At 63.5% G+C, this 20591-nt stretch carries 17 protein-coding genes; 8 read left to right on the top strand and 9 right to left on the bottom strand.

What is annotated here, in order from left to right; genetic code table 11:
- The 4 genes from BKY59_RS17910 to BKY59_RS06495 all read right to left on the bottom strand — a co-directional run.
- A partial coding sequence (locus BKY59_RS17910; RefSeq protein ID WP_206362026.1) for a hypothetical protein occupies positions 1–255 on the bottom strand: 255 nt, incomplete at its 3' end.
- The gene (locus BKY59_RS17255; protein ID WP_129586221.1) at positions 252–863 is read right to left on the bottom strand and encodes a hypothetical protein; all 612 of its coding nucleotides are present in this window, start codon (positions 861–863) and stop codon (positions 252–254) included. The genes BKY59_RS17910 and BKY59_RS17255, both read right to left, overlap by 4 nt.
- Before the next feature lie 161 nt (positions 864–1024).
- Positions 1025–1399, bottom strand: a complete 375-nt coding sequence (locus BKY59_RS06500; protein WP_083671918.1) for a DUF805 domain-containing protein — start codon at positions 1397–1399, stop codon at positions 1025–1027.
- Positions 1400–1771: 372 nt separating this feature from the next.
- Positions 1772–3136 carry a glycoside hydrolase family 28 protein gene (locus tag BKY59_RS06495; RefSeq protein ID WP_076069675.1) on the bottom strand — a complete coding sequence of 455 codons (1365 nt, stop codon included), beginning with the start codon at positions 3134–3136 and terminating at the stop codon, positions 1772–1774.
- 812 nt (positions 3137–3948) lie between these two features.
- Between BKY59_RS06495 and kdgD the strand changes: the two genes are divergently transcribed.
- From kdgD to BKY59_RS06480, 3 genes are read left to right on the top strand one after another with little or no spacing between them, the layout of a single operon-like run.
- On the top strand, positions 3949–4887 hold the full coding sequence (gene kdgD, locus BKY59_RS06490) for a 5-dehydro-4-deoxyglucarate dehydratase (RefSeq protein ID WP_076069673.1): 939 nt from the start codon (positions 3949–3951) through the stop codon (positions 4885–4887).
- Positions 4888–4920: 33 nt separating this feature from the next.
- Positions 4921–5808, top strand: a complete 888-nt coding sequence (locus BKY59_RS06485; protein ID WP_076069671.1) for a LysR substrate-binding domain-containing protein — start codon at positions 4921–4923, stop codon at positions 5806–5808.
- The gene (locus BKY59_RS06480; RefSeq protein WP_076069670.1) at positions 5805–7355 is read left to right on the top strand and encodes a carboxylesterase/lipase family protein; all 1551 of its coding nucleotides are present in this window, start codon (positions 5805–5807) and stop codon (positions 7353–7355) included. The genes BKY59_RS06485 and BKY59_RS06480 overlap by 4 nt, the downstream gene beginning before the upstream one ends.
- A gap of 160 nt (positions 7356–7515) precedes the next feature.
- Here BKY59_RS06480 and BKY59_RS06475 read toward each other — a convergent pair whose 3' ends face one another.
- Positions 7516–9363 carry a DUF8034 domain-containing protein gene (locus tag BKY59_RS06475; protein WP_076069668.1) on the bottom strand — a complete coding sequence of 616 codons (1848 nt, stop codon included), beginning with the start codon at positions 9361–9363 and terminating at the stop codon, positions 7516–7518.
- A complete protein-coding gene (locus BKY59_RS06470) occupies positions 9360–10676 on the bottom strand; it encodes an MFS transporter (protein ID WP_076069665.1) in 1317 nt (438 codons plus the stop codon). The genes BKY59_RS06475 and BKY59_RS06470 overlap by 4 nt, the downstream gene beginning before the upstream one ends.
- A gap of 308 nt (positions 10677–10984) precedes the next feature.
- Here BKY59_RS06470 and BKY59_RS06465 point away from each other — a divergent pair, with 308 nt between their 5' ends.
- Both BKY59_RS06465 and BKY59_RS06460 read left to right on the top strand, forming a co-directional pair.
- On the top strand, positions 10985–13870 hold the full coding sequence (locus tag BKY59_RS06465) for a TonB-dependent receptor (RefSeq protein WP_076069663.1): 2886 nt from the start codon (positions 10985–10987) through the stop codon (positions 13868–13870).
- A 28-nt stretch (positions 13871–13898) separates the two neighbouring features.
- Complete coding sequence (locus BKY59_RS06460; protein WP_076069866.1) at positions 13899–14327, top strand: cupin domain-containing protein; 429 nt, start codon at positions 13899–13901, stop codon at positions 14325–14327.
- Positions 14328–14634: 307 nt separating this feature from the next.
- Here BKY59_RS06460 and BKY59_RS06455 read toward each other — a convergent pair whose 3' ends face one another.
- Positions 14635–14883 carry a DUF6894 family protein gene (locus BKY59_RS06455; RefSeq protein ID WP_076069660.1) on the bottom strand — a complete coding sequence of 83 codons (249 nt, stop codon included), beginning with the start codon at positions 14881–14883 and terminating at the stop codon, positions 14635–14637.
- Between the two features lie 613 nt (positions 14884–15496).
- Here BKY59_RS06455 and BKY59_RS06450 point away from each other — a divergent pair.
- On the top strand, positions 15497–16195 hold the full coding sequence (locus tag BKY59_RS06450) for a hypothetical protein (RefSeq protein WP_129586220.1): 699 nt from the start codon (positions 15497–15499) through the stop codon (positions 16193–16195).
- A 76-nt stretch (positions 16196–16271) separates the two neighbouring features.
- Here the strand turns inward: BKY59_RS06450 and BKY59_RS06445 are convergent, their stop codons facing one another.
- Positions 16272–16400, bottom strand: coding sequence for an excalibur calcium-binding domain-containing protein (locus BKY59_RS06445; protein WP_083671917.1), 129 nt, complete (start codon positions 16398–16400; stop codon positions 16272–16274).
- Positions 16401–16425: 25 nt separating this feature from the next.
- Here BKY59_RS06445 and BKY59_RS06440 point away from each other — a divergent pair, with 25 nt between their 5' ends.
- Positions 16426–18090, top strand: a complete 1665-nt coding sequence (locus BKY59_RS06440; RefSeq protein WP_206362025.1) for a pectate lyase — start codon at positions 16426–16428, stop codon at positions 18088–18090.
- Positions 18091–18322: 232 nt separating this feature from the next.
- Here BKY59_RS06440 and BKY59_RS06435 read toward each other — a convergent pair whose 3' ends face one another.
- Complete coding sequence (locus BKY59_RS06435; protein ID WP_076069651.1) at positions 18323–18688, bottom strand: DUF4440 domain-containing protein; 366 nt, start codon at positions 18686–18688, stop codon at positions 18323–18325.
- Positions 18689–19731: 1043 nt separating this feature from the next.
- On the opposite strand from BKY59_RS06435, the gene BKY59_RS06430 reads away from it, so the two are divergent.
- Positions 19732–20532 carry a type 1 glutamine amidotransferase domain-containing protein gene (locus BKY59_RS06430; RefSeq protein ID WP_076069648.1) on the top strand — a complete coding sequence of 267 codons (801 nt, stop codon included), beginning with the start codon at positions 19732–19734 and terminating at the stop codon, positions 20530–20532.
- Positions 20533–20591 lie beyond the last annotated feature (59 nt).

Below are 20591 nucleotides of genomic sequence, written 5' to 3'. Positions count from 1 at the left end.
GTCGACGATCGTCTGCGTATCGGTACGGCGCACGTCGAAGCCTGTGACGGCACCGGAAAGCCCACTCACGGAGCTGGTGAGCGGCTGACCGCCCAGAGGCGCACGTGTGATGACGGGCTCAACCGGTTGGCTCGGGGCCGGACTTGTGTCCACCAAATCCTTGCTCACCTGAGTGTTTTCAAGCGCGTCGGCTCCCCGGCGCTCGGAACAGGCGGCGAGCGCCAGGCAGCCAAACAGGGCGAGGCCCAACCTCATTGCTGGCGGCTGATCGGAACGCCATCGAACGGCCCGACCTTGGGCACGTTCACAGAAACCGTGCGGCTGGTCGCAGGAGGAGCCGGGAACTTCATCCAGACAATCGCCGTCTCGCCCTTCTGCGCAGACACCCGGATGCTGTGCGACACGAACAGCGGCGCGGCCAGCCATGCGCCGGTCTGATCCTTGAGGATGCCATATCGCTGCGATGTCGCATCATCGATGACGCTGACTTCGTCAGCGCGGAAATAGTCGCTGAAGGACTTATCGCTTGCCGCGGTATAGGAAAGCTGAACGGTCAGGATGTCGCCGGTCACTGCCGCGCGCGTGAGGTCGACGCGAGCGCCCTCGGGACCCTGTTGTGTCTGGATCGGCGTCACCACCGGTGCGGGCGCCGGAGCCGGCTGCGCGGTATCACGAACTACAGATCCGGTCGCAGAGGTCGGATCGATAGCTACGGGCGCCTGAGTAGCATTTCCAGCATCGGAACCTTCGTTTGATCCACCTTGCCCACATGCTGCCAAGAACAGCGATGCCGTAAACAGCGATGACATACGGACTGGATTTCGAACAAACGCGGCTAAAGCGGGAAGGCGAGGCGGCATCATGAAAGGTCCTTTTGCAAGGAGTGAAAGCGGACGAACTTGCGCGACGTGTGTGACTTGGATGGCCTGCTTAAGCGAGGAGCAGGCTGCGCGCCATAGTCGAGCGCCAACAGCGCGGCGTCGGTAAGGCAATCCGCAGGTCTACAGCGGTTGGAAGTATCAGACTAAGGTATGACGGCTGTTGCTATTGCCTTCGGGCTATCCCCAAAGCGGTTCGCTCCAGTCTTGCCAGGAATTGCCATGACGATGATCTGTGCAATTCCGATGATGGTGTCGAGCACTGGTATGGCCGCTCCGATCGGGAGGGCAAGCAGCCACCAGCCGCTTAACCCCAGATCGTGCAGGCGTCGTATCGTGACCGCGATCAGAGGAATGATCAGCGGCGCGATCGCAAAGCCCGCCCAAGCCGTAAACTTCGTCACCAGTTGTTCTTGAGTTCGGAACGACCCCGTGGCGGCAATCATCACGACCCCGGCAGGACGCCCCGAATGGTGGCGTGGGTCTATATGGCCATTGGGTTCACCGGTGCGGACATCCATCTAAAGATGCCAACGAGTAAGCTTACCGCCGCTTCGTGCTAACGGTAATGCTGATTGCAGTAGCGGTGGTAGTTTGAGGCAAAACCATCGCGGTTACAGCTGCGAAAGCAAACCGAACGGTAAAGGAGCCAAGACCAAAATAGGGGACGCGAGGTTCCCGGCTGACGCCCTGACGGACCGGCAGTATTTCGTTGCGTGACTCGAGAAGCGTGATTTGCGGGCCCTCTCCAGTGCAGTCAAGGTGACGGGGAAATGCGCCTCGATCCCCGCCAATCGGCGATCGCCGATTGGCGGCTTCGGACGAGTGTTGCGGTGGCGGGTGTCCAGATCTACTTAGCACCAATGCTCTCTGTATCATCACCATATGCCGAATTATGTCTCGACCCGACCAGGCGCCCCGTTCACCCGTACATTCTCCATTCGAACGTTTAGCACCCCGCGCGCCACCAGCGCAGCGCGTGTAGGATCGGTTAGCCGCACATTGATGTTGCGCAAGGTGAAGTCGCGGACCATCGTCGTAGAGTTGCCTGAAATTGTGCCAAAACCCCGCGTAGTTCCGCTCACATCCTCAATTACAACGCCGCGAATGATCGCACCCGGTGGGTTGGCGGCGACCTTCGTTCCGTGTTTCAGTCGCGCGTTCACGATCAAGCCGATCGCAGGATCGCTTGCGCTGAAATTGGGAATGTCGGTACCGAAAAACACCTCGTCATCGTGCCAGTGGTCGGTCGACGTCGGCGCCTCGGCTAAGCGAAGCCCTTTCACGTGAAGTTTCTCATACACCTGTCCCGGCGTATCGGGCCGGACCTTGAAACGAATGGTGGGCATATCGCCCAAGTTTACAATTCGCTCGACCCGTATGTCACGCACCACCGTCGCGTTACTACCATAGGTAACACAGCCAAGGCCGCGTTCGAAGACGCAATCATGAATGTAGATGCGTTCGACAGGCGGCGCTTCAACATAGGCAGCAGCCCCCGGCCCCTGTGTTCCCTTCAGCGCGATGCAGTCGTCGTCGACGGAAAAACGACACCGTCGAACCACCACGTCCTGGCAGCTGTCGAGATCAATACCGTCGCTGCTCGGTGCGCGGATAATATGCGGAACTTCGAAACGACAGTCCTCCACCACCGCATGGCGGCATCGGTAAAGGTGCAGATTCCAGAAAGCGGGATCCTTGAAGGTGACACCGCTGACTAAGACATCCCTGCAGTCCTCGATCGAACAGAGCTGCGGCCAACGATAGACGACCTTGTTACCGTCGACACGTTCATCCGGACGTTGAAAGAAGCCGCGCCAGAACGGTTCTCCATTTCCATCGAGTGTGCCGGGTCCGATGATCCGCAGCCCATGGTTGCCAACTGCGTTCACGAGCGCGAGACGCAGGGGCTCAGGATACGCCTCTACGAAGCGGCGCATCACCAGCGGATAATCGGCGAAATCAGACGAGCCTTTCAGAACGCTCCCCTTGCGAAGCTCTAACCCGACCCCTGGCCTCAAATGGATCGATCCGCTGACGAAAACTCCGGCTGGCACGGCAACCATTCCTCCACCAGCGGCGGCGCATGCGTCAATTGCCTGCTGAATTGCATGGGTGTTGACCGTCACCCCGTCGCCCACCGCGCCATGGTCGCGGATATTCACAATACGACGTTGCTGCCCCAGTAGCGACGCGGGCAACGAGGCTGTTAACACAATCGATGACGTGCGAGTCAGTATCTGGCGCCGGGTCGTCATCGCAGATCGGCGAACAGGTCATGACGGACGCGCGACGTATCACCCAATACGTCGCCGACCACGCCGGACGCCGAAAGCGCCCGCGGTTCAATTGCTTCGTAGAAAACTCGCCCCAAAGCGCCGTTGGAAATGATCCCACAGATCAAGTTCGAAGCGAATGACACAAGGCACGTGCGACCGTTTAAGAAACTCAATGCCGAACTCCACATCATCAAAACTCAAATGACGTATCACCTATCATGGCCTAGCGAGTGATGTTTGGAGAGTAAAGTCGAGCGTATTCGATCAGGGACGGCTTCGACGGCAGCCTGAACGAGTGTCCGGTTCTGAGGTGCCGTTGTTGACACGAGGCGTCGGTGAATGGGTCCAAGGAGCCGTTGAGACCCGGGCGTTCTGCTTAAGACCTGTCGCCGGGAACGCGAGATGACACCGGCGCTAGCTACTAGCCATCGCCGTGGCCGGTCATCTGGGGATGACGATAGTCACGCGCCGATTCTTTGCGCGCCTTTCGTGTTATCCTGCCCGTCGGGTGTAAGATTTGAAGCGACCGGCTCAGCTTCACCACGGCCGTCCGGCTCAAGCCGATTGGCGGGCACGCCGCCTGCGCTATATAGCCAAGCAACAACTTACTTGGCCAGGGCGATCGACCACTCCCGAATGCGCACGGTACTTGATCGGCATCGGCCTCCATCAAGCCATAAACGGCATCAATCGAGCGCGCCTTTGACTTGGACCGACGGGCCGGGCGGGTCTAGCTAGATCGGCATGCCAGGATGCCCGGACGCGGTGTCTGGCCCGCGGGAGTGGATGCTATGACGACGATGAGCCCCGATGACATGGCACAACGCTTGGGCGGTGGCCTGCTGTCGTTCCCCGTTACACATTTCGATGCGGACGGACAGTTCGTCGAAGGCGCATACCGTGAACATTGCAGCTGGATGCTGGAGCATGAGCTGTCCGGCCTGTTCGCGGCCGGCGGCACGGGCGAATTTTTCTCGTTGACGCCGGCTGAGGTCGCGCAGGTCGTGGCCGCGGCCGTGGCGGAAGCAGGCGGCCGCCTGCCGGTGATTTCCGGCTGCGGTTACGGCACGGCAATTGCCACCGGCATTGCGCGTGATGCGGAGAAGGCCGGGGCCGATGCGCTGCTGCTGCTGCCGCCCTACCTGGTCGGTGCAAAGCAAGAAGGGCTTGCCCTGCACATCGAGGCGGTGTGCCGCGCGACGGGGCTGGGCGTGATCGTCTATAATCGCGACAATGCGGTCGTGGACGACGAGACGCTGGCCGGGCTTTGCGAGCGCAACCCGAACCTGGTGGGGTTCAAGGACGGTGTCGGCGACATCGAGCTGATGACGCGTATTTACGCACGGATGGGTGACCGGCTGACATATATCGGCGGGTTGCCGACCGCGGAGACGTTCGCCACGCCGTACCTGACGATGGGGGTCACGACCTATTCGTCGGCGATCTTTAATTTTATGCCGGAATGGGCGCTGGCCTTCTACAAGTCGGTACGAGCCGACGACCGGGCGGCGGTGCTGAACCAACTGCGCGATTTCGTGCTGCCGTACATTACGCTGCGCAACCAAGGACGCGGCTATGCCGTGTCAATCGTGAAGGCCGGCATGCGGATGGTGGGGCGCGATGCGGGCCCGGTGCGGTCGCCGCTGACCGACCTGTCGCCCGCCGAAGATGCACGGTTGCGCGCGCTGATCGAGAAGGCTTCACCGGCGGCGCTGGCCGACGCGGCGTGACAGCGGGGCCGCGGCGGGGCTAGACCCAGAGGCATGTTCGAACTCAGCCAGCTCCGGTGTTTCGTCGCGGCCGCCGAGGAACTGCATTTCGGCCGCGCGGCGCAGCGGCTGAACATGACGCAGTCCCCACTCAGCCGGCAGATCCAGTTGCTGGAACGGATCTTGGACGTGACGTTGCTGGAGCGGACGAGCCGGCAGGTCAGCCTGACGCCGGCGGGGCGGGTGTTCCTGATCGAGGCGCGGCGTATCACGCGGCTGGCGGAGAGCGCGCAACTGTCCGCGCGACGGGTGGCGAAGGGCGATGCCGGGCGCGTCGCGATCGGGTTCACCGCGGTGTCGGGCTATCATCTGGTGCCGCAGATCGTGGCGCAGGCGCGGGCCAGCCTGCCCAATATCGACCTGGAACTGCGCGAAATGGTAACGACCGACCAGATCGACGCGCTGCTGACCGGGCTGATCGACGTGGGGTTCGTGCGCCCGCCGCTGGACCGCCAGGAATTCGAGACGCTGTGCGTGCTGGTCGAGCCGCTGGTTGTGGCGTTGCCCGCCGGCGACACGCGCCAGGCGATGGCGGAACTGACCCCCGCGGATTTCGACGGGCAGCCGCTGATCATGTATTCGCGGCAGGGCGCGGGCTATTTTCACCAGATGCTGATGCGCTTGTTCGAGGAGGCGGACGTCGCTCCCCTCTATGTCCAGCATGTGACGCAGATCCATTCGATGCTAGGGCTGGTCCATGCCGGGCTGGCGGCGGCGGTGGTGCCCGAATCGGCGATGGGGCTGCACATGCACGACGTGCAGTTCCGCCGGCTGGCGACGGAGCCAGAGAAACCGGTGGAACTGCACATGGTGTGGCGGCGCAACAATCGGAACCCGGCGCTTGAACCCATGCGGCGGCTGTGCGCGGAAACGCTGAGATGATCGTCGACCGGCGTGCTGCCCTGACCGGGCTGGCCGGACTGGCGGCGACGCCGGCCTGGGGCGGGGGGCGCGCCGATCCGGTGGCGACGACGGTCATGGGGCGGGTGCGCGGATTGCGCGAGCGAGGCGTGCTGGTGTTCCGCGGGATACGCTACGGCGCCGATACCGCGCCGTACCGGTTCAGGCGGGCGGTGGCCCCGGCGGCATGGCAGGGCATCGCCAACGCGACCCGCCACGGCCCAGCCGCGCCGCAGACGAAGTCGGAGGAGCCGACGTCCGAGGACTGCCTGTTCCTGAACGTGTGGACGCCGGCGCTGGACCAGGGCCGGCGGCCGGTGATGGTGTATCTGCACGGCGGCGCGCATGCCCATGGTTCGGGGTCGGACCCGCTGTACGACGGCGGCAGCCTGGTCCGGCGCGGGGACGTGGTGGTGGTGACGCTGAACCACCGGCTGGCGGGGCTGGGCTATGCCTATCTGGCCGCGTTGGGCGGGCCGGCGGAGAGCGGCAATGTGGGCAATCTGGATATCGCGCTCGCCCTGCACTGGGTCCGCGACAATATCGGACGGTTCGGGGGCGATCCGGCGCGGGTGATGCTGTTCGGGCAATCGGGCGGCGGTGCTAAGGTCGTGACGCTGATGGCGATGGCCGAGGCGCGCCCGCTGTTCCACGCCGCCGCGACGATGAGCGGGCAGCATGTGACCGCGGCGGGGCCGATCCACGCGACTCAGCGCGCGCGGGCCTGGATGCGGCAGGCGGGCGCGGCGGACGTCGCGGCGCTGGCGACGATGCCGGTCGCGAGGCTGGTGGCGGCGATGGCGATGACCGACCCGCTGGAGGGCAAGGGGGAGATCAGCTTCACCTCCACGCTGGACCATCATGTGCTGACGCGGCACCCCTTCTTTCCCGATGCGCCGCGCGAGGCGGGGCATATCCCGCTGATCGTCGGCAATACGCATGACGAGACGGGGTATTGGCTGGGCGACGTACTGCGACGAGGCGATACGGGCTGGGGCAATCTGCCGGTGCGGCTGGCGGCGCAGATGACGAAGGATCTGGACCCGGCTTATGTCATCGCACGCTACCGAACGCTGTACCCGGACCGGACGGCGGGGCAGGTCTTGCTGGCGGCATCGACGGCGGGGCGATCCTGGCCGGGCCACTTGATCCAGGCGGAGGAACGCGCGCGGATCGATGCGCCGACCTGGATGTATCAACTCGATTTTCCGGCACCGGAGGCGGGCGGGGTGCTGGGCGCGTTCCACACGCTGGATATCCCGCTGGTGTTCGACAATACGGCCGTTGCGGGTGCGCGGACCGGGGATGGGCCGGATGCAAGACGGCTGGCGGGCCGGATGGCGGATGCGTTCATCGCCCTGGCGCGGACCGGCGACCCGAACTGTGCGGGCGTGCCGGCTTGGCCGCAATATCGGCTCGACCGACGGACGACGATGCTGTTCGATCGCACGGTGCGGACGCAGGACGACCCGCGCCGGGCGGAACGAATGCTGTTCGCGGTGGCCCCCTATGTGAAGCCGGGCGGGTAGGTCGGGGTCTTTAGACGGATTGCCCGCGAGTCCCGTCCATGCCGAGCGTAGTCGAGGGACGCTGTTGCTCGCCTCGACCGCGCCCGACCGGTTTCTTGACTAGGCTCGAGGTGAACGGATTGAGCTGAAGCCGTCACGTTCTGGCGACGAATCGAAGCGGCTACCCGCGGTCCCAAGGGAAGGCGAGCGTAGGGCGGTTGGCGTAACGCGTCATGACGACCGTCAGGCGTGCGCCGGCGCCGGGGGCGAGGCGGAGCGTGAGGGTGCCGTCGCCGCCGGTACGGGTGGTCCGGCCGGAGATCGTCACGCCGTCGATGCGGTGTTCGGCATAGGCACCGCCCTGCACGGTGACGGTGCGGGGGGTGTCGGCGCTCAGGTTGACCACTGACACGTCCGTCGTGCGGTCGCCAAGGCCGTGGACCAGCACGGCGACGTCGTCCGGCACGCCCGCGCGGCGGCGGGCGGGATCGAACCATCGCAGCCGGCAGTGCAGCGGCACGCCGCCTTGCGGCGGAGAGGTGGGCGACCAGGGCGGGCGGGCGATATGGAGCCCGCCGGTCATGGTCTGCACCAGGCTGGCGATGCTGGCCGGGTTGATGCCGATCGGCCAGTCGGCCAGCCGGGTATCGGGCGTGGTGGTGTCGGTCAGCCGCGCAGCGACCCGGGCAGAGACGCGGGTGAGGTCGGCGGTCAGCGCCTTGACCGGATAATCGGGATTGCGCCCTTCCAGGAACGCGATCCACGGATGGTCGCCGGCGGCGGCACGGTCTGTCGCCGATTGGGTGATGTACCAGATTTCGAACCCGTTGGTGCGATGCGGACCGGGTTTCCAGCCGTACCAGCCGTCCGCGCCATACATGGTGGGCGTGGAGAAGATCCCGCCGACCGGCTTACCCGCCGCGTCGATGCGCGCGCGCTGCCGCCGCCAGACGTCGATATAGGCGCTGTCCCCGGTCAGCAGTGTGCCGTTCATGAACGCGGTGATCGAGCGCGGCACGCGGTTGCGGTCCTCGCGCCTGCCCGTCTGCGGGACGATCGGGGAGAAACCCCAGCCATAGACTCCGGTCCACCAGTCCCGCCCGACGGTGCCGTCGGGGGCGACGTGGCTGGGGACCATATCGTCGTTCCGTCTGGCGCGATCGACCCACGCGTCGAGATAGTCGAGCGCCCAGCGGCGATAGACTTCGCCCCCACCCAGCGCATAGGCGTTGAGGCCGAGCGTGGTGGATTGCAGGTTGAGCGGATTGTCGCCGACCACGTCGCCATATTCGGCATAGTGGGCGAGCGTCTGCGCATAGCTGCTTTCGCCATGTTCCATATGGAAGCGAATGGGATCGAACGGGTCGCCCGCCCAGAACAGCGGGGTGGCGGGGGTCAGGCGGGGCCCGCGGCTGCCGTTCACCATGCTGCGCATCATGCGGCGGGCGGGGTCATAGTTGCGCACGGTGGGATCGCGGCCGGTGTAGAAATCGGCATAGCGCAGCGTGCGGAGGCGGAGCGCCGCATCGCGCGGGCGCGACAGGCCCATGACGTTGAAGGTAGTCAGCCCTTCGGCGATATGCTGCCAATCCATCTGCACCGGAAATTCCCGGTGGTACATGCCGGCACGCGCGATTTCGACGTCGACGGTGCGTGCGGCGGCATATTGCTTCAGATGCCCTTCCCAGAAGCGCGCGGTAAGATCCATGATCCGGTCCCGCCCGCCCAGCGCGTGGAGCAGCGCCCAGTCGTTGGTCGCTTCGGCTGCGTCATCGGGGCCGTCATTGGCACCCCAGCGCGCGAACACGCGCAACCGGTCGCGGCGGTCGACATAGGCGTTATAGAATGCCTCGCACGCATCGGCATTGGCGGCGAGCAGGCGGCGCTGCAGCACCGCCCAGTCGGGCGCGACCATCGGCGTGTCGATCGCGATCGTCGTGAAGGCGGGGCGCGCGGCGGCCGATCCGGCGCGGGGTGTCGCGACGAGGGCGGCAGCACCGCCCAGCAACGCGCGGCGACCGAGCGTCATGCCGCCAGCTCCAGCCGGCGGATCGGGCCGACAACGACCAGGAACGCAAATATGGTGAGCAGGCAGTGCAGCCCGACGAACATCAGCGCCAGATCGAACGACCCGGTGGCAGCCACGATGTAGCCGATGACAATCGGGGTGACGATACCGGCGATGTTGCCGAACATGTTGAACACCCCGCTGGCGAGCCCCGCCAGCGTGCGCGGCGCGACATCGGACATGACCGCCCAGCCGAGCGAGGCGACGCCCTTGCCGAAGAAGGCGAGCGACATGAGGGCCACGACCATCCATTCAGCATCGACGAAGACGCAGCCGATGATAGCGGTGGCCAGCAGCATGCCGACGACCAGTGGGCCTTTCCGCGCGATATCGAGCGATCCTGTGCGTTTGAGCAGCCGGTCCGACGCGTAGCCGCCGACCAGGCCGCCGACGAACCCACACAGCGCGGGCGCGGCGGCCGCGAACCCGGCCTCCATGATGTTCAACCCGCGTTCGCGGACCAGGTAGATCGGGAACCAGGTGACGAAGAAATAGGTCAGCACGTTGATGCAATATTGGCCGAGATAGATGCCGAGCAGCATGCGGTTGGCGAGCAGTTGCCGGACGTTGACCCAGGTGAAAGAGGGCGGGCGGGCGAGGACGGCGTCCTCCATGCGGACGAGCCCGCCACCATCCTCGATCAGGGCCAGTTCAGCCGCGTTGATCGACGGATGTCGGACCGGGCTGTGGATGAATCGCCAGAACAGCGCGGCGGCAAGCAGGCCGAGCACGCCCATCACCCAGAACACCGCGCGCCAGCCATGCTGATGAACCAGCCAGCCCATCAGCGGCGCAAACGCGACGAGCGAGAAATATTGCGCGCTGTTGAAAATCGCCGATGCGGTGCCGCGTTCCGTGCCCGGGAACCACGCCGCCACCAGCCGCGCATTGCCTGGGAAGGAAGGCGCCTCCGCCAGTCCGACCGCGAAGCGCAGCGTGAACAGCATCGCAATCGCTGACACGCCGGGGATCAGCCCGGTCAGCCCCTGCGATGCGGTGAACAGCGACCAGAGCGCGATCGCGCCGGCATAGATCCGCTTGGTCCCGAACCGATCGAGCAGCGCGCCGCCCGGAATCTGCGCCAGGACGTAGGCGAAGCCGAAGGCGGATAGGATGAAACCGGTCTGGACCGACGAAAGGCCGAGTTCGATCGAGGCGGCGCTGCCCGCGATCGAGAAGGTCGCACGGTCGGCATAATTGATCGACGTAATGAGGAAGATGAGCGCGATGATGCCGTATCGGACATGCGTGGGGCGGGTGGCTGGGCCGGTCATCGTCGCTCTCCTTGCGGCCGCGTGCGGGTGCCCGCGGGCCGCGATGCCGGCTTTCCGGCTATGCGCGACGTTAGGGGCACCGGTCGGCTGGGTCCAAGTCCAAATCGGGCACAATCAAGTCGGATAGTGGCTGGATCGGTACGCTTGCGCGCGCTGCCGCCACGATCCGTGCGCGCCATGCATGGATCGATGCCGGAAACAGGTTGGCGTTTCACCACCCGGGCCGCCTAGGATTGGACATCAACCGGCTCATGACGAAGCCGGTACCTTGCGGGGCCACGGCACCGCGACGTCGTTAGGGGAAGATCATGATCGGCATCCGTCGCTTGAAATCCATGCTCGCTATGTCCAGCGCGATTGCCGGCTGCATCGCCGCAAGTGGCGCGCAGGCGCAGGCGCTGCCCGAAACTAACGCGCAGAAGGATGCGCGGGCTGCGGGCAACCAGAAGACGACCGATGCACCGCCCGCATCGCCGGCGCTGCCACCGGAAGCCGCCGTGACCGATGCGCCCGTGGCGAACGGCGCAACGGGGGAAGAGATCGTCGTTACCGGGTTCCGCGCCAGCCTGAGCAGCGCGCTGAACATTAAGCGCAACGAGACCGCGTCGGTCGACGTCATCAAAGCGGAGGACATTGCCGAATTTCCCGACCTGAACCTGGCGGAGTCGCTGCAGCGGATTCCCGGCGTGACGATCAACCGGGTGAACGGCGAGGGCCGCAACATCTCGGTTCGCGGCCTCGGACCGGAATATACGCGTGTCCGCATCAACGGGATGGAGGCGATCGGCACCACCGGCGGCACGGACAATAGCGGTGGCGTGAACCGCGGGCGCGGGTTCGATTTCAACATCTTCTCGTCCGACCTGTTCAACAGCCTGTCGGTCCGCAAGACCGCGACGGCCGATGTCGAGGAGGGGTCGCTGGGCGGTACCGTCGACCTGCAGAGCGCGCGGCCGTTCGATTACAAGAAGCCGACCGTCGTCCTGTCAGGCCAAGCCAGCTACAACGACCTGCGCAAGAAGGCGACGCCGCGGATGTCGGGATTGATCAGCACGATCACGCCGGACGGCCGGTTCGGCGTCCTGCTGTCTGTCGCCTACGAGGAGCGCCGGCTGAAGGAGGAGGGCGCAAACATCACCCGCTGGACCTATGGCGGGTTCAACGGCGGGTTCAATGCGGCTTCCACCCTGCCGGGTTACACGATCGGGCAGATCAACGATCCGAATCCGGTGACCGCGCTCTATCATCCGCGCATCCCCGGGCTGGTCAGCTACGACATCTTCCAGAAGCGGCTGGGGGCGGCGGCATCGGTGCAGTTCCAGCCGACCGACCGGACGCTGCTGTCGATCGACGGCTTGTATTCCCGGCTGGACGGGACGCGCGCGGAATCGCAGTTCCAGGCAATCGGGTTCAGCCGGTCCGGCACGGGCAAGCCGCAGTCAATCATCCGCAACGGCACCGTGGACGCCGACAACAACATCATCAGCGGCACGTTCGACAATGTCGACCTGCGCACGCAATCGCGGTTCGACCGGTTGAAGACCGATTTCTACCAGGTGACCGGCACGCTGGACCACAAGTTCAGCGACGATTTCAAGGTGGGCGGCGTCGTCGGCTATTCCAGTTCCGCGTTCAGCAACCCGGAACAGACAACCGTCACGATCGACGCGTCCAACACGGCAGGCTTTTTCTACGATTTCACGACGCGGTTCCCGACGATCCGGCCCGGCGTGGACGTCACGAACCCGGCGACCTTCTCCTTCGTAAATGGCACGTCGGAAGTCCGCATCCGCCCGCAGACGGTGGACAACAGCTTCACCAATGCGAAAGGGTTTGCGGAATGGACGCTGAACCCGATCGTGACTCTCAAGACCGGTCTCGACTGGCGCAAGTTCGACTATAGTTCGACCGAGCAGCGCCGTCTGTCGGGCGAGACGGTGGTGCAGACGCTGACCCCGGCGCAGCTGGCGGCCGCGACCAGGGTGTTTTCTGGGTTCGGCAAGGGGTTGAACCTGCCGGACGGCACGATCACGTCGTGGCTGGTGCCGGACCTGGCGAGGTTCACGGAATTGTACGGCGTGTTTACGAACCCGCTTTATGCGACCGGCGGCATCGAGAACGCCACGGCGCGCGGGTCATTTGTCACGGTGCGTGAGAAGGATGTCGGGGTGTGGGGCATGGGCGCGTTCAACCTGCGCGATGCCGGCCTGCCGGTGCGCGGCGACATCGGCCTGCGCTATGTTGATACCAAGCAGCGGTCGACCGGTTTTGCCAGCCAGGGCGCGACGGTGAACCTGGTGACGGCGGACCGGAGCTACGACCGGTGGCTGCCGTCGGTCAACGTGGTTGTCGACGTGACCGACAACCTGCTGCTGCGGCTGGCGGCGGCCAAGACACTGGCACGTGCGGGTATCTCTTCGATCTCACCGGGCGGGAACCTGAATGTCTCGGGCGGCAACCGCAGTTTTAGCAGCGGCAACCCCGATCTAAAGCCGACCGCGTCGGACAATCTCGACGCGTCGATCGAATGGTATCCAACGCGCGGCGCCATCTATGCAGTGGCGGCGTTCCAGAAGGATATTGGCACGTTCGTGCAGACGCTGAGCGTTGGCGTGCCGTTCAGCGAACTTGGGCTGCCTGCGGCATTGCTAACCGGTACGACCGCATCGGCCAGCGACGTGTTCATCGTCAGCCAGCCGGTCAATTCCAGCGGAGGCAAGCTGCGCGGGTTCGAAGTGAACGTGCAGCAGCCGTTCAGTTTCCTGCCGGGCATTCTGTCCAACTTCGGCGTCCTGGCGAACTATACGTTCGTGGATTCCAAGATCCAGTATCTGACATCCGCGACGGGCGGGGCCAGCGTGACCGAGCCGCTGGTTGGCCTATCGCGCCACGCCGCGAACGGGACGCTGTATTTCGAGACGGAGAAGTTTTCGATCCGCGGGTCGGTAGCCTATCGCTCGCGCTACTTGACGGCGGTGCCGGGAACGGAAGGCAACGCGTATAACGGCACGAGCAGTACGGTGAACGTCGATGCGCAGGTTTCGTACAGCGTCACCGACAACTTCAAGCTGAGCCTGGAAGCGATCAACTTGACCGATGAATCCAACGACCAATTTGTGGACGAGACCAACCGCCTGAACGTCTTGACCCATAGCGGTCGGCAGTTCAATTTTGGTGGACGACTTTCATTTTGACGTGATGGTCATGCCGGAAAGGGACGCAATGGCTAAGGGAATACTCTGTGCCTGCTTTATCGCCGTGACCATAGTGCCGGGTCTGGCGGTTGCCGCCCCGGCATCACGTCCACTCGTGGTGATCGACGAGCGGACGACGCTGCGGACGGAGCCGACGCCGCATGGTGCGATCGGGACCAGCACCGCGTTCCGGATCAGCGACGGCATACCGGGCCGGACCATGGAGTTTCGAAAGCGGATGCTGCATGTCGGGGCGGCGATCGGCGAACACCTGATTGCGCACGACGAGGTTTATTACGTCGTCGATGGCGTCGGTGAGGTTGTGTCGGGCCTAGAGCGAAAGCAGCTGACGGCCGGCATGGCAGCGTATCTCTATGCTGGAGAGACGGTGGGCATTCGCCAGACAGGTCACGCCCCGCTAACGCTGATCATCGCCTATCCGATTGTGAAAAAATAGCAGTTTTGACCCTGGCGCCGGGCAGAAGCACTCTTTCTGGCGCCAGTAGCGATCTCCTCGCGAAGATCTATCTGCATGGATTGCACCGACAGATATTAGGGTTCAGCAGTAATCCATCGAGAGCGAAAACCTTACTGCTTCTTTCCTGGTCGCGGTGCAGTGCCAGTCTCGATGGAGGTTCGCAGCATAGGGACGATACAGCCGGTGACGGTGCCTTGTCTGGTCAAAGGGCGACGCGGGCGCGCATAGGCAGGCACGGTCGCTAGCGGAGGACGGACAGCAAAGGGTCGACGGCGCATAGAGCGTTCTAATCGAGCGCGAGGCCAGCGGGCGACGAGATTCCGTCCATCGCCACCTCCCATAGTATTAGCCCCGTGGCGTCGGTCACCACGACAGTCCAAGGCCGGCTTCCCCAGAAGGTATCCGGTGAGTCTTTCAGCATCTGACCGCATGTCATGATCGCCTGCGCCCTTGCTTCGCGAGGGGTTTCCAACTCGAAACCCTCGCTGTCCGTCGAACGGATGTCGGTTTGGGTGTGAAAATAGTAGAGGGCCAATATGCAGCTCCAGCGTCGGGCGGGAGCATGCGCACTCTCGGTCGTCAGGGCCCGTTACGATGCCGACGATGGTTCCCGTCTAGCGGACATCGTAGCGATCATGGCAAACCTCGATCAGCCGCTGGCCACTAATAGGGTACCTGATGCGGAAAACTCGTCGCGCTACGGCCAACGGCAGGATTGGGCGAGTTCTGGCCATGTTAGCACGTCGAGTTCCACTGGGTGACGCCCTGCCAACGGGTACCTGCCGCGGAACTTAGTGGCGGGGTGCGAGCCGCTTCGTAGCAGCATCCTCTGAACGGTTCGCAAAGTTTGCCTCACCGAAATCTTCCGGGACGTCAGCGGGGCGAGGGGCATGATTGCGTGCGATCGTTCCGATGGCAAATGACGGACCGTGCCGTACCGAGTCGCCCCATTATCTGTCGTTGAGCCGGAGATGTTGCCGGGGACGTCGTGCCGACACGCAGTCGATGTTGCCGGCTCGTATCCGGACTCGCGGAAACCCCCGAGATGTAGTAATTCAGCGGCATCCGGGGGACTCGCCATGGCAACTGCACATAGGCCGCGACTGTGGCCTGATAACCAGGGCTTCTTTCTGAAACTCGCTATTGTAATGGCGATCACGATCGTTCTAGGTTTCGCTACCCAATTGGCAATGGGCAGATCATCCTTCTCCTCGCCGGCCATTCTGCATGTTCACGCACTGGTATTCTTTGGTTGGACCGCACTCTTCGTTCTACAAACCGCGCTTGCCGGTCGAGGAACGATTGCGCTACACCGGCGCCTTGGCTGGGTCGGGGCGGCCTGGGCGACTGTCGTCGTTATGCTCGGTATCTATATGACGGCAATGATGGTGCGGCGGGGCGCCGTGCCCTTCTTCTTCACGCCAGCCTACTTCCTGTTCATGAACTCGTTCGGCGTTCTCGGCTTCGCAGGGTTGACCGCTGCCGCGATCCGGCTGCGCAGGCGTACCGATTGGCATCGCCGATTGATGATTTGCGGAATGGCGACGCTGACGGGCCCGGCCGTCGGGCGCATTCTCCCAATGCCGTTGATGATCCCGTGGGCGGGTTGGGGCGTGTTCTTCGCGATCATGCTGTTCCCGATTGCCGGTATTGTCATGGACTTGCGACGATCCGGCCGCGCCCACCCTGCGTGGTGGTGGGGAACCGGTACAATCTTTGTAATTCAGATCGCCATGGACGTAATCGCTGCCAGTTCACCGGGTCTTGCGCTCTATGACGCCGTCGTGAAGGGCGGACCTGGAGAACAGGTCCAGCCACTGTCCTACCCAACCTCACCGCTGTTCTAAGCCGCTTGTGCGCGAGAACGGGCCGTCGTTGCAGATGTCGACGTTACCGGTGGATGTTCCGGAATCGGTGGAGCGGTTATTCGCACCGTATGCTGTCGCCGTCCCGGTCCAGCTTGCGGCTATAGCCGGGATCGCCACTGCGGACAGGTGCCGCACCGGCCGCGCGAGCTTCGGAGCAGTTGCGGAATGACGTCGCCGCAGACACGGCACGGTACGCGACGCTTCACATATTGAACATCCGCACGCATCCACGGCATAGCTGGCTCGCCATTTCCTCGGCTCGCAAAGGCTCCATCATGCTTTGTTTGCTTCGTCTCGGCCTTGCACTGGTGCTCGGCCTGTCCACTATCGCCAGCCCGGCGCGTGCGCAATCCGATGATCGCCATATCGAGGACACCATGAAGCGTGCCACCCGCTTCATGGTCGAGAAGGCGGCTACCAACGGCGGCTACGTCTGGTCCTATGCGGCCGACATGTCGCGTCGCTGGGGGGAAATGGAGGCGTATCCCAGCATGATCTGGGTTCAGCCGCCGGGCACACCGACGATGGGACATCTATTCCTTGACGCCTATCATGCGACCGGCGACGATTATTACTACCAAGCTGCCGAGAAGGCGGCAAACGCGCTGATTGCCGGCCAGCAGGACAATGGCGGCTGGCACTATTTCATTGATTTCGGCGGTGAGGCATCGACGAAACGCTGGTACGACACGATCGGCAGGAACGCATGGAGGCTGGAGGAATTCCAGCACTATTGGGGCAATGCGACGTTCGACGACGCGGGCACGTCGGAGGCCATGCAGTTCCTGCTTCGGCTGTACGTGGAACGGCACGATCCGAAATACCTGCCCGCGGTAAGGAAGGCGTTGGGCTTCGTGCTCGACAGCCAGTATCCGATCGGCGGCTGGCCACAGCGCTACCCGGTGAAGAACGAGTTCGCGCACCATGGCAAGCCCGACTACACTTCGTTCATCACTTTCAACGACGATGTCGCGGGCGAGAACATCAAGTTCCTGTTGATGTGCTACCAGGTGCTTGGCAGTGATGCGCGGGTGCGCGACGCGATCATCCGCGCAATGAATGTTTATCTAGTGACCCAGCAGGCGGCACCGCAGGCGGGCTGGGGACTGCAGTACACGCTCGACCTGAAGCCGGTCGGCGCCCGCACCTACGAGCCCAACGCGCTGGTCACGCACACGACCGCCGCCAACGTCGCACAGTTGCTGGACTTCCATCGCCTGACCGGTGATCGCAAGTTCCTTTCGCGCGTGCCGGAAGCGCTCGACTGGCTCGACTCGGTTCGACTGCCTGTCGATCAGATTACCGCCGGGCGTGCGTACCCCACCTTCATCGAGATCGGCACCAATCGACCGCTCTACGTTCACCGGCGCGGATCGAACGTCGTCAACGGTGCATATTACGTCGATCATGACCCGTCCAACACGGTCGGTCACTACAACTCGGTACGCGCCATCGATGTCGCCGGCTTGCGCAGGCGCTATGCAGAGGCGCTGGCAATGGATCCGCGGGAGATCGCCAAGACATTGCTGCTTGAAGCCGGGCCGGCACGCCCGCTGCCACGCTACTTCCTCGTTGAGGCGTCCACGAGCTCCGATCTCAACACTTCAGATGTCAAGCGCAGCCCCCAAGACCTGGCCCGCGCCCTCAACGCGCAAGGCTGGTGGCCGACCCCGCTGCGCGCGACGAGCAACCCCTATGCGGGCGATGGCGCCGCAAGTCCGCTGCCGGGCGATTTCCGCACAACGCGCGTCGGGGACAGGACCGACACGTCGCCTTACTACAGCGAGACGCCGGTCGTCGGCATCTCGACCGGTACTTATATCGAGAACATGCGCGCGCTCATCGCGGCGCTTGTTCGGAACGAACGCAAATGAGCGAATGAAGGACTGATCCTACCGAACGCGCACCATGCCGCATTCCATCGACGTCGCGAAACAGACTCGTGACGCGTCGATGAAGTGATCGGCGGGATGCGCCTTCGCGCCTGGCTGCATCCTTGGAATTTCTGGCTGATCTTCCCCCTCGCCTCGCCTATAATACGAGAGGGAAGCTCGACCCCAGAACTGTTGCCTGATGCGGTTCACCGTGGTGCTTACGGGGCTCCGATCAGCGTTGCGCGGGTTTGGTGAGAACCGGAGTCTGCTGATGCTGCACAACCCGCCAGACTTCATGCTCGATACGACGGATCGTCGACGTGCAGTGGGCTTCATAGGCTTCACCATCATGTTCGGCCTTCACATGGTAACCGATGACGATCAGCCCCTCTTGCGGGCGTGAAACCTGACGTTCGCTCAGTTCGGCACTCTGCCAAACCGGCGTCGCGGCAACCGCGTTGATCGCTTCCTCGCCACTGTAGACGTAAGGTGGCTGCGGCAGGACCATCACGACTTCGGCATCGACCTTCTCACGGTAATTCTCGGGACCGTCGGTCCACAGGCTTTGTTCGAAGCCCCACAGGCGATCATCGTCCATCTGCTCATCTCCAAGTGTTGGCTTTGGATAAGCAGCAGGCGAGGCGGATGTTCCCGCCGCCAACACGGCGGTCGGCCCATTCCTCTCCTATTCACCCCCAAGCCGAATGAAAAACCGGGGGACCCTCATTCCGGGGCCAGACCGTAGCTCCAACTGGAGGAAGCGGGGGTCACGTCATGACCCGCCCGCAAATCGCCCATCGCATTTTTGCGATGGACGCTCCGAGGTCGTAGCGTGTTGCAGGTCTTGCTCACTTACGTACCCGTCTGACACGAGACCGCAGAACCAAACCACACTCACGTTGCCTCGCGAGACGCGTCCGCATCAAAACGACAGCACCGCCAAGAGCCATTGGTTCTATTATATAAAATTCTTGGTTAGTTGGTGCTGCCCACTTGCGGGTTGGCTTCTGCCGGACGCTGGCGTTCCTTGACGCGCTTAGCAGCCAATCATTGGGCAGGCCGTCCCCGCACATCCGGTAAATGGGGGTCGGGCGCTATTTTCACTTGTTCTCTACGCGGAGTGGCAGCGGTGCTGTTGGGATGATGATCATCGGGTCTATATGGTTATCTGGTGGAACGACGATAGACGACGTTCCCACCCAACTTTCGGTCGTTGCATTCAGTCGGCCGCCCGATCCAGACCAGTTCGAGGGCAAAACGCCAGTCGCTGACGAATCTGTGCCGCTGGTTCGAAGGGGCTGTCCCATACTGAGATTTCGCAAGTCTGCGCAGTCTACTACTGTCATGCAGCAGATAGTGGGATCGCATATCGCGGCGAATGAAAGTGAAGTGATCGTGATCCCCGGGGTAACCGAACCAACACGATACCACCGCGGTCGAGCGTCGTTTCGATATGCCAACGGACCCGGCCGCCGCCGGCAGATGAGCGCGGGCGATGATCGACTGCAGGTTACAGCCGTAGCGCATGCAGACCTATCGTAAAGAGCATATCTGATATCAAAAAAATGAACTTCTCGAATATATCGGCCGGGTCCACCTACCTTTCATCGGCAGCGGATGCTGCGACCCATGGAGGCTCAGATGACCAAGGCAAAGATACTCATCGTCGGATCCAACGCGACGCAGATCGAACTGCGCGGCGGCGGCAGCGCCACGATCGGCCAATACCTGAACGAGACAGCGGTCCCCGCACTGGCGCTGATCGATGCCGGCTACGACATCGTACTCGCCACGCCCGATGGGACGAAGCCGCACATCGACGCGGTCTCCGACACGGTGGATCATTTCGGCGGCGATCAGGACGCTTATGATCGGGCCAAGCGCTTCTTTGCCGAACACCCCGCGATGACCGACGTGTATACGCTCCGCGCGGTGATCGAAGGCGGCCTCGACGGCTATGCGGGTGTCTTCGTGCCGGGCGGCCACGCACCGGCGGTCGACCTGATGCAGGACCGCGACACCGGGACGATCCTGCGCCATTTCCATACGGCGGCGAAACCGACCGCGTTGCTGTGTCACGGTCCTGTCGTCGTGGCAGCCGCGCTCGACGATGCGCCGGAATTCCGGGCCGCGCTGATCCAGGGCGACGACGCCAAGGCAGCCGGCCTCGCGAAAGACTGGATCTATGCCGGCTACCGGATGACGGTGTTCTCGGCGAGCGAGGAGGCGGCCGCCGAGCAGAATCTGCTGAAGGGCGAGCTTTTCTTCGACATGCCCAAGGCGCTCCGGCTGGCGGGCGGTGACGTGTCGACCACGCCTACGGACTTCGCCGCCAATGTGGTCGTCGACCGGGAGTTGATCACCGGCCAGAACCCGGCTTCCGACCACGCGCTCGCCAAGGCTCTGGTCGAAGCGCTCGACCGCTCTTCTCCCGCGGCATAGGCACGCAACGTGACCGGCGGGGCGCCGAGTACGCGCCCCGCTTCATCCCGCTTCCGGAC

It is taken from the genome of Sphingomonas montana (genome assembly GCF_001956315.1).
Lineage (GTDB): Bacteria > Pseudomonadota > Alphaproteobacteria > Sphingomonadales > Sphingomonadaceae > Sphingomonas_R > Sphingomonas_R montana.
Note: the sequence above shows the minus strand (reverse complement) of the source record. Positions and strands in the feature narration are given on the sequence as shown.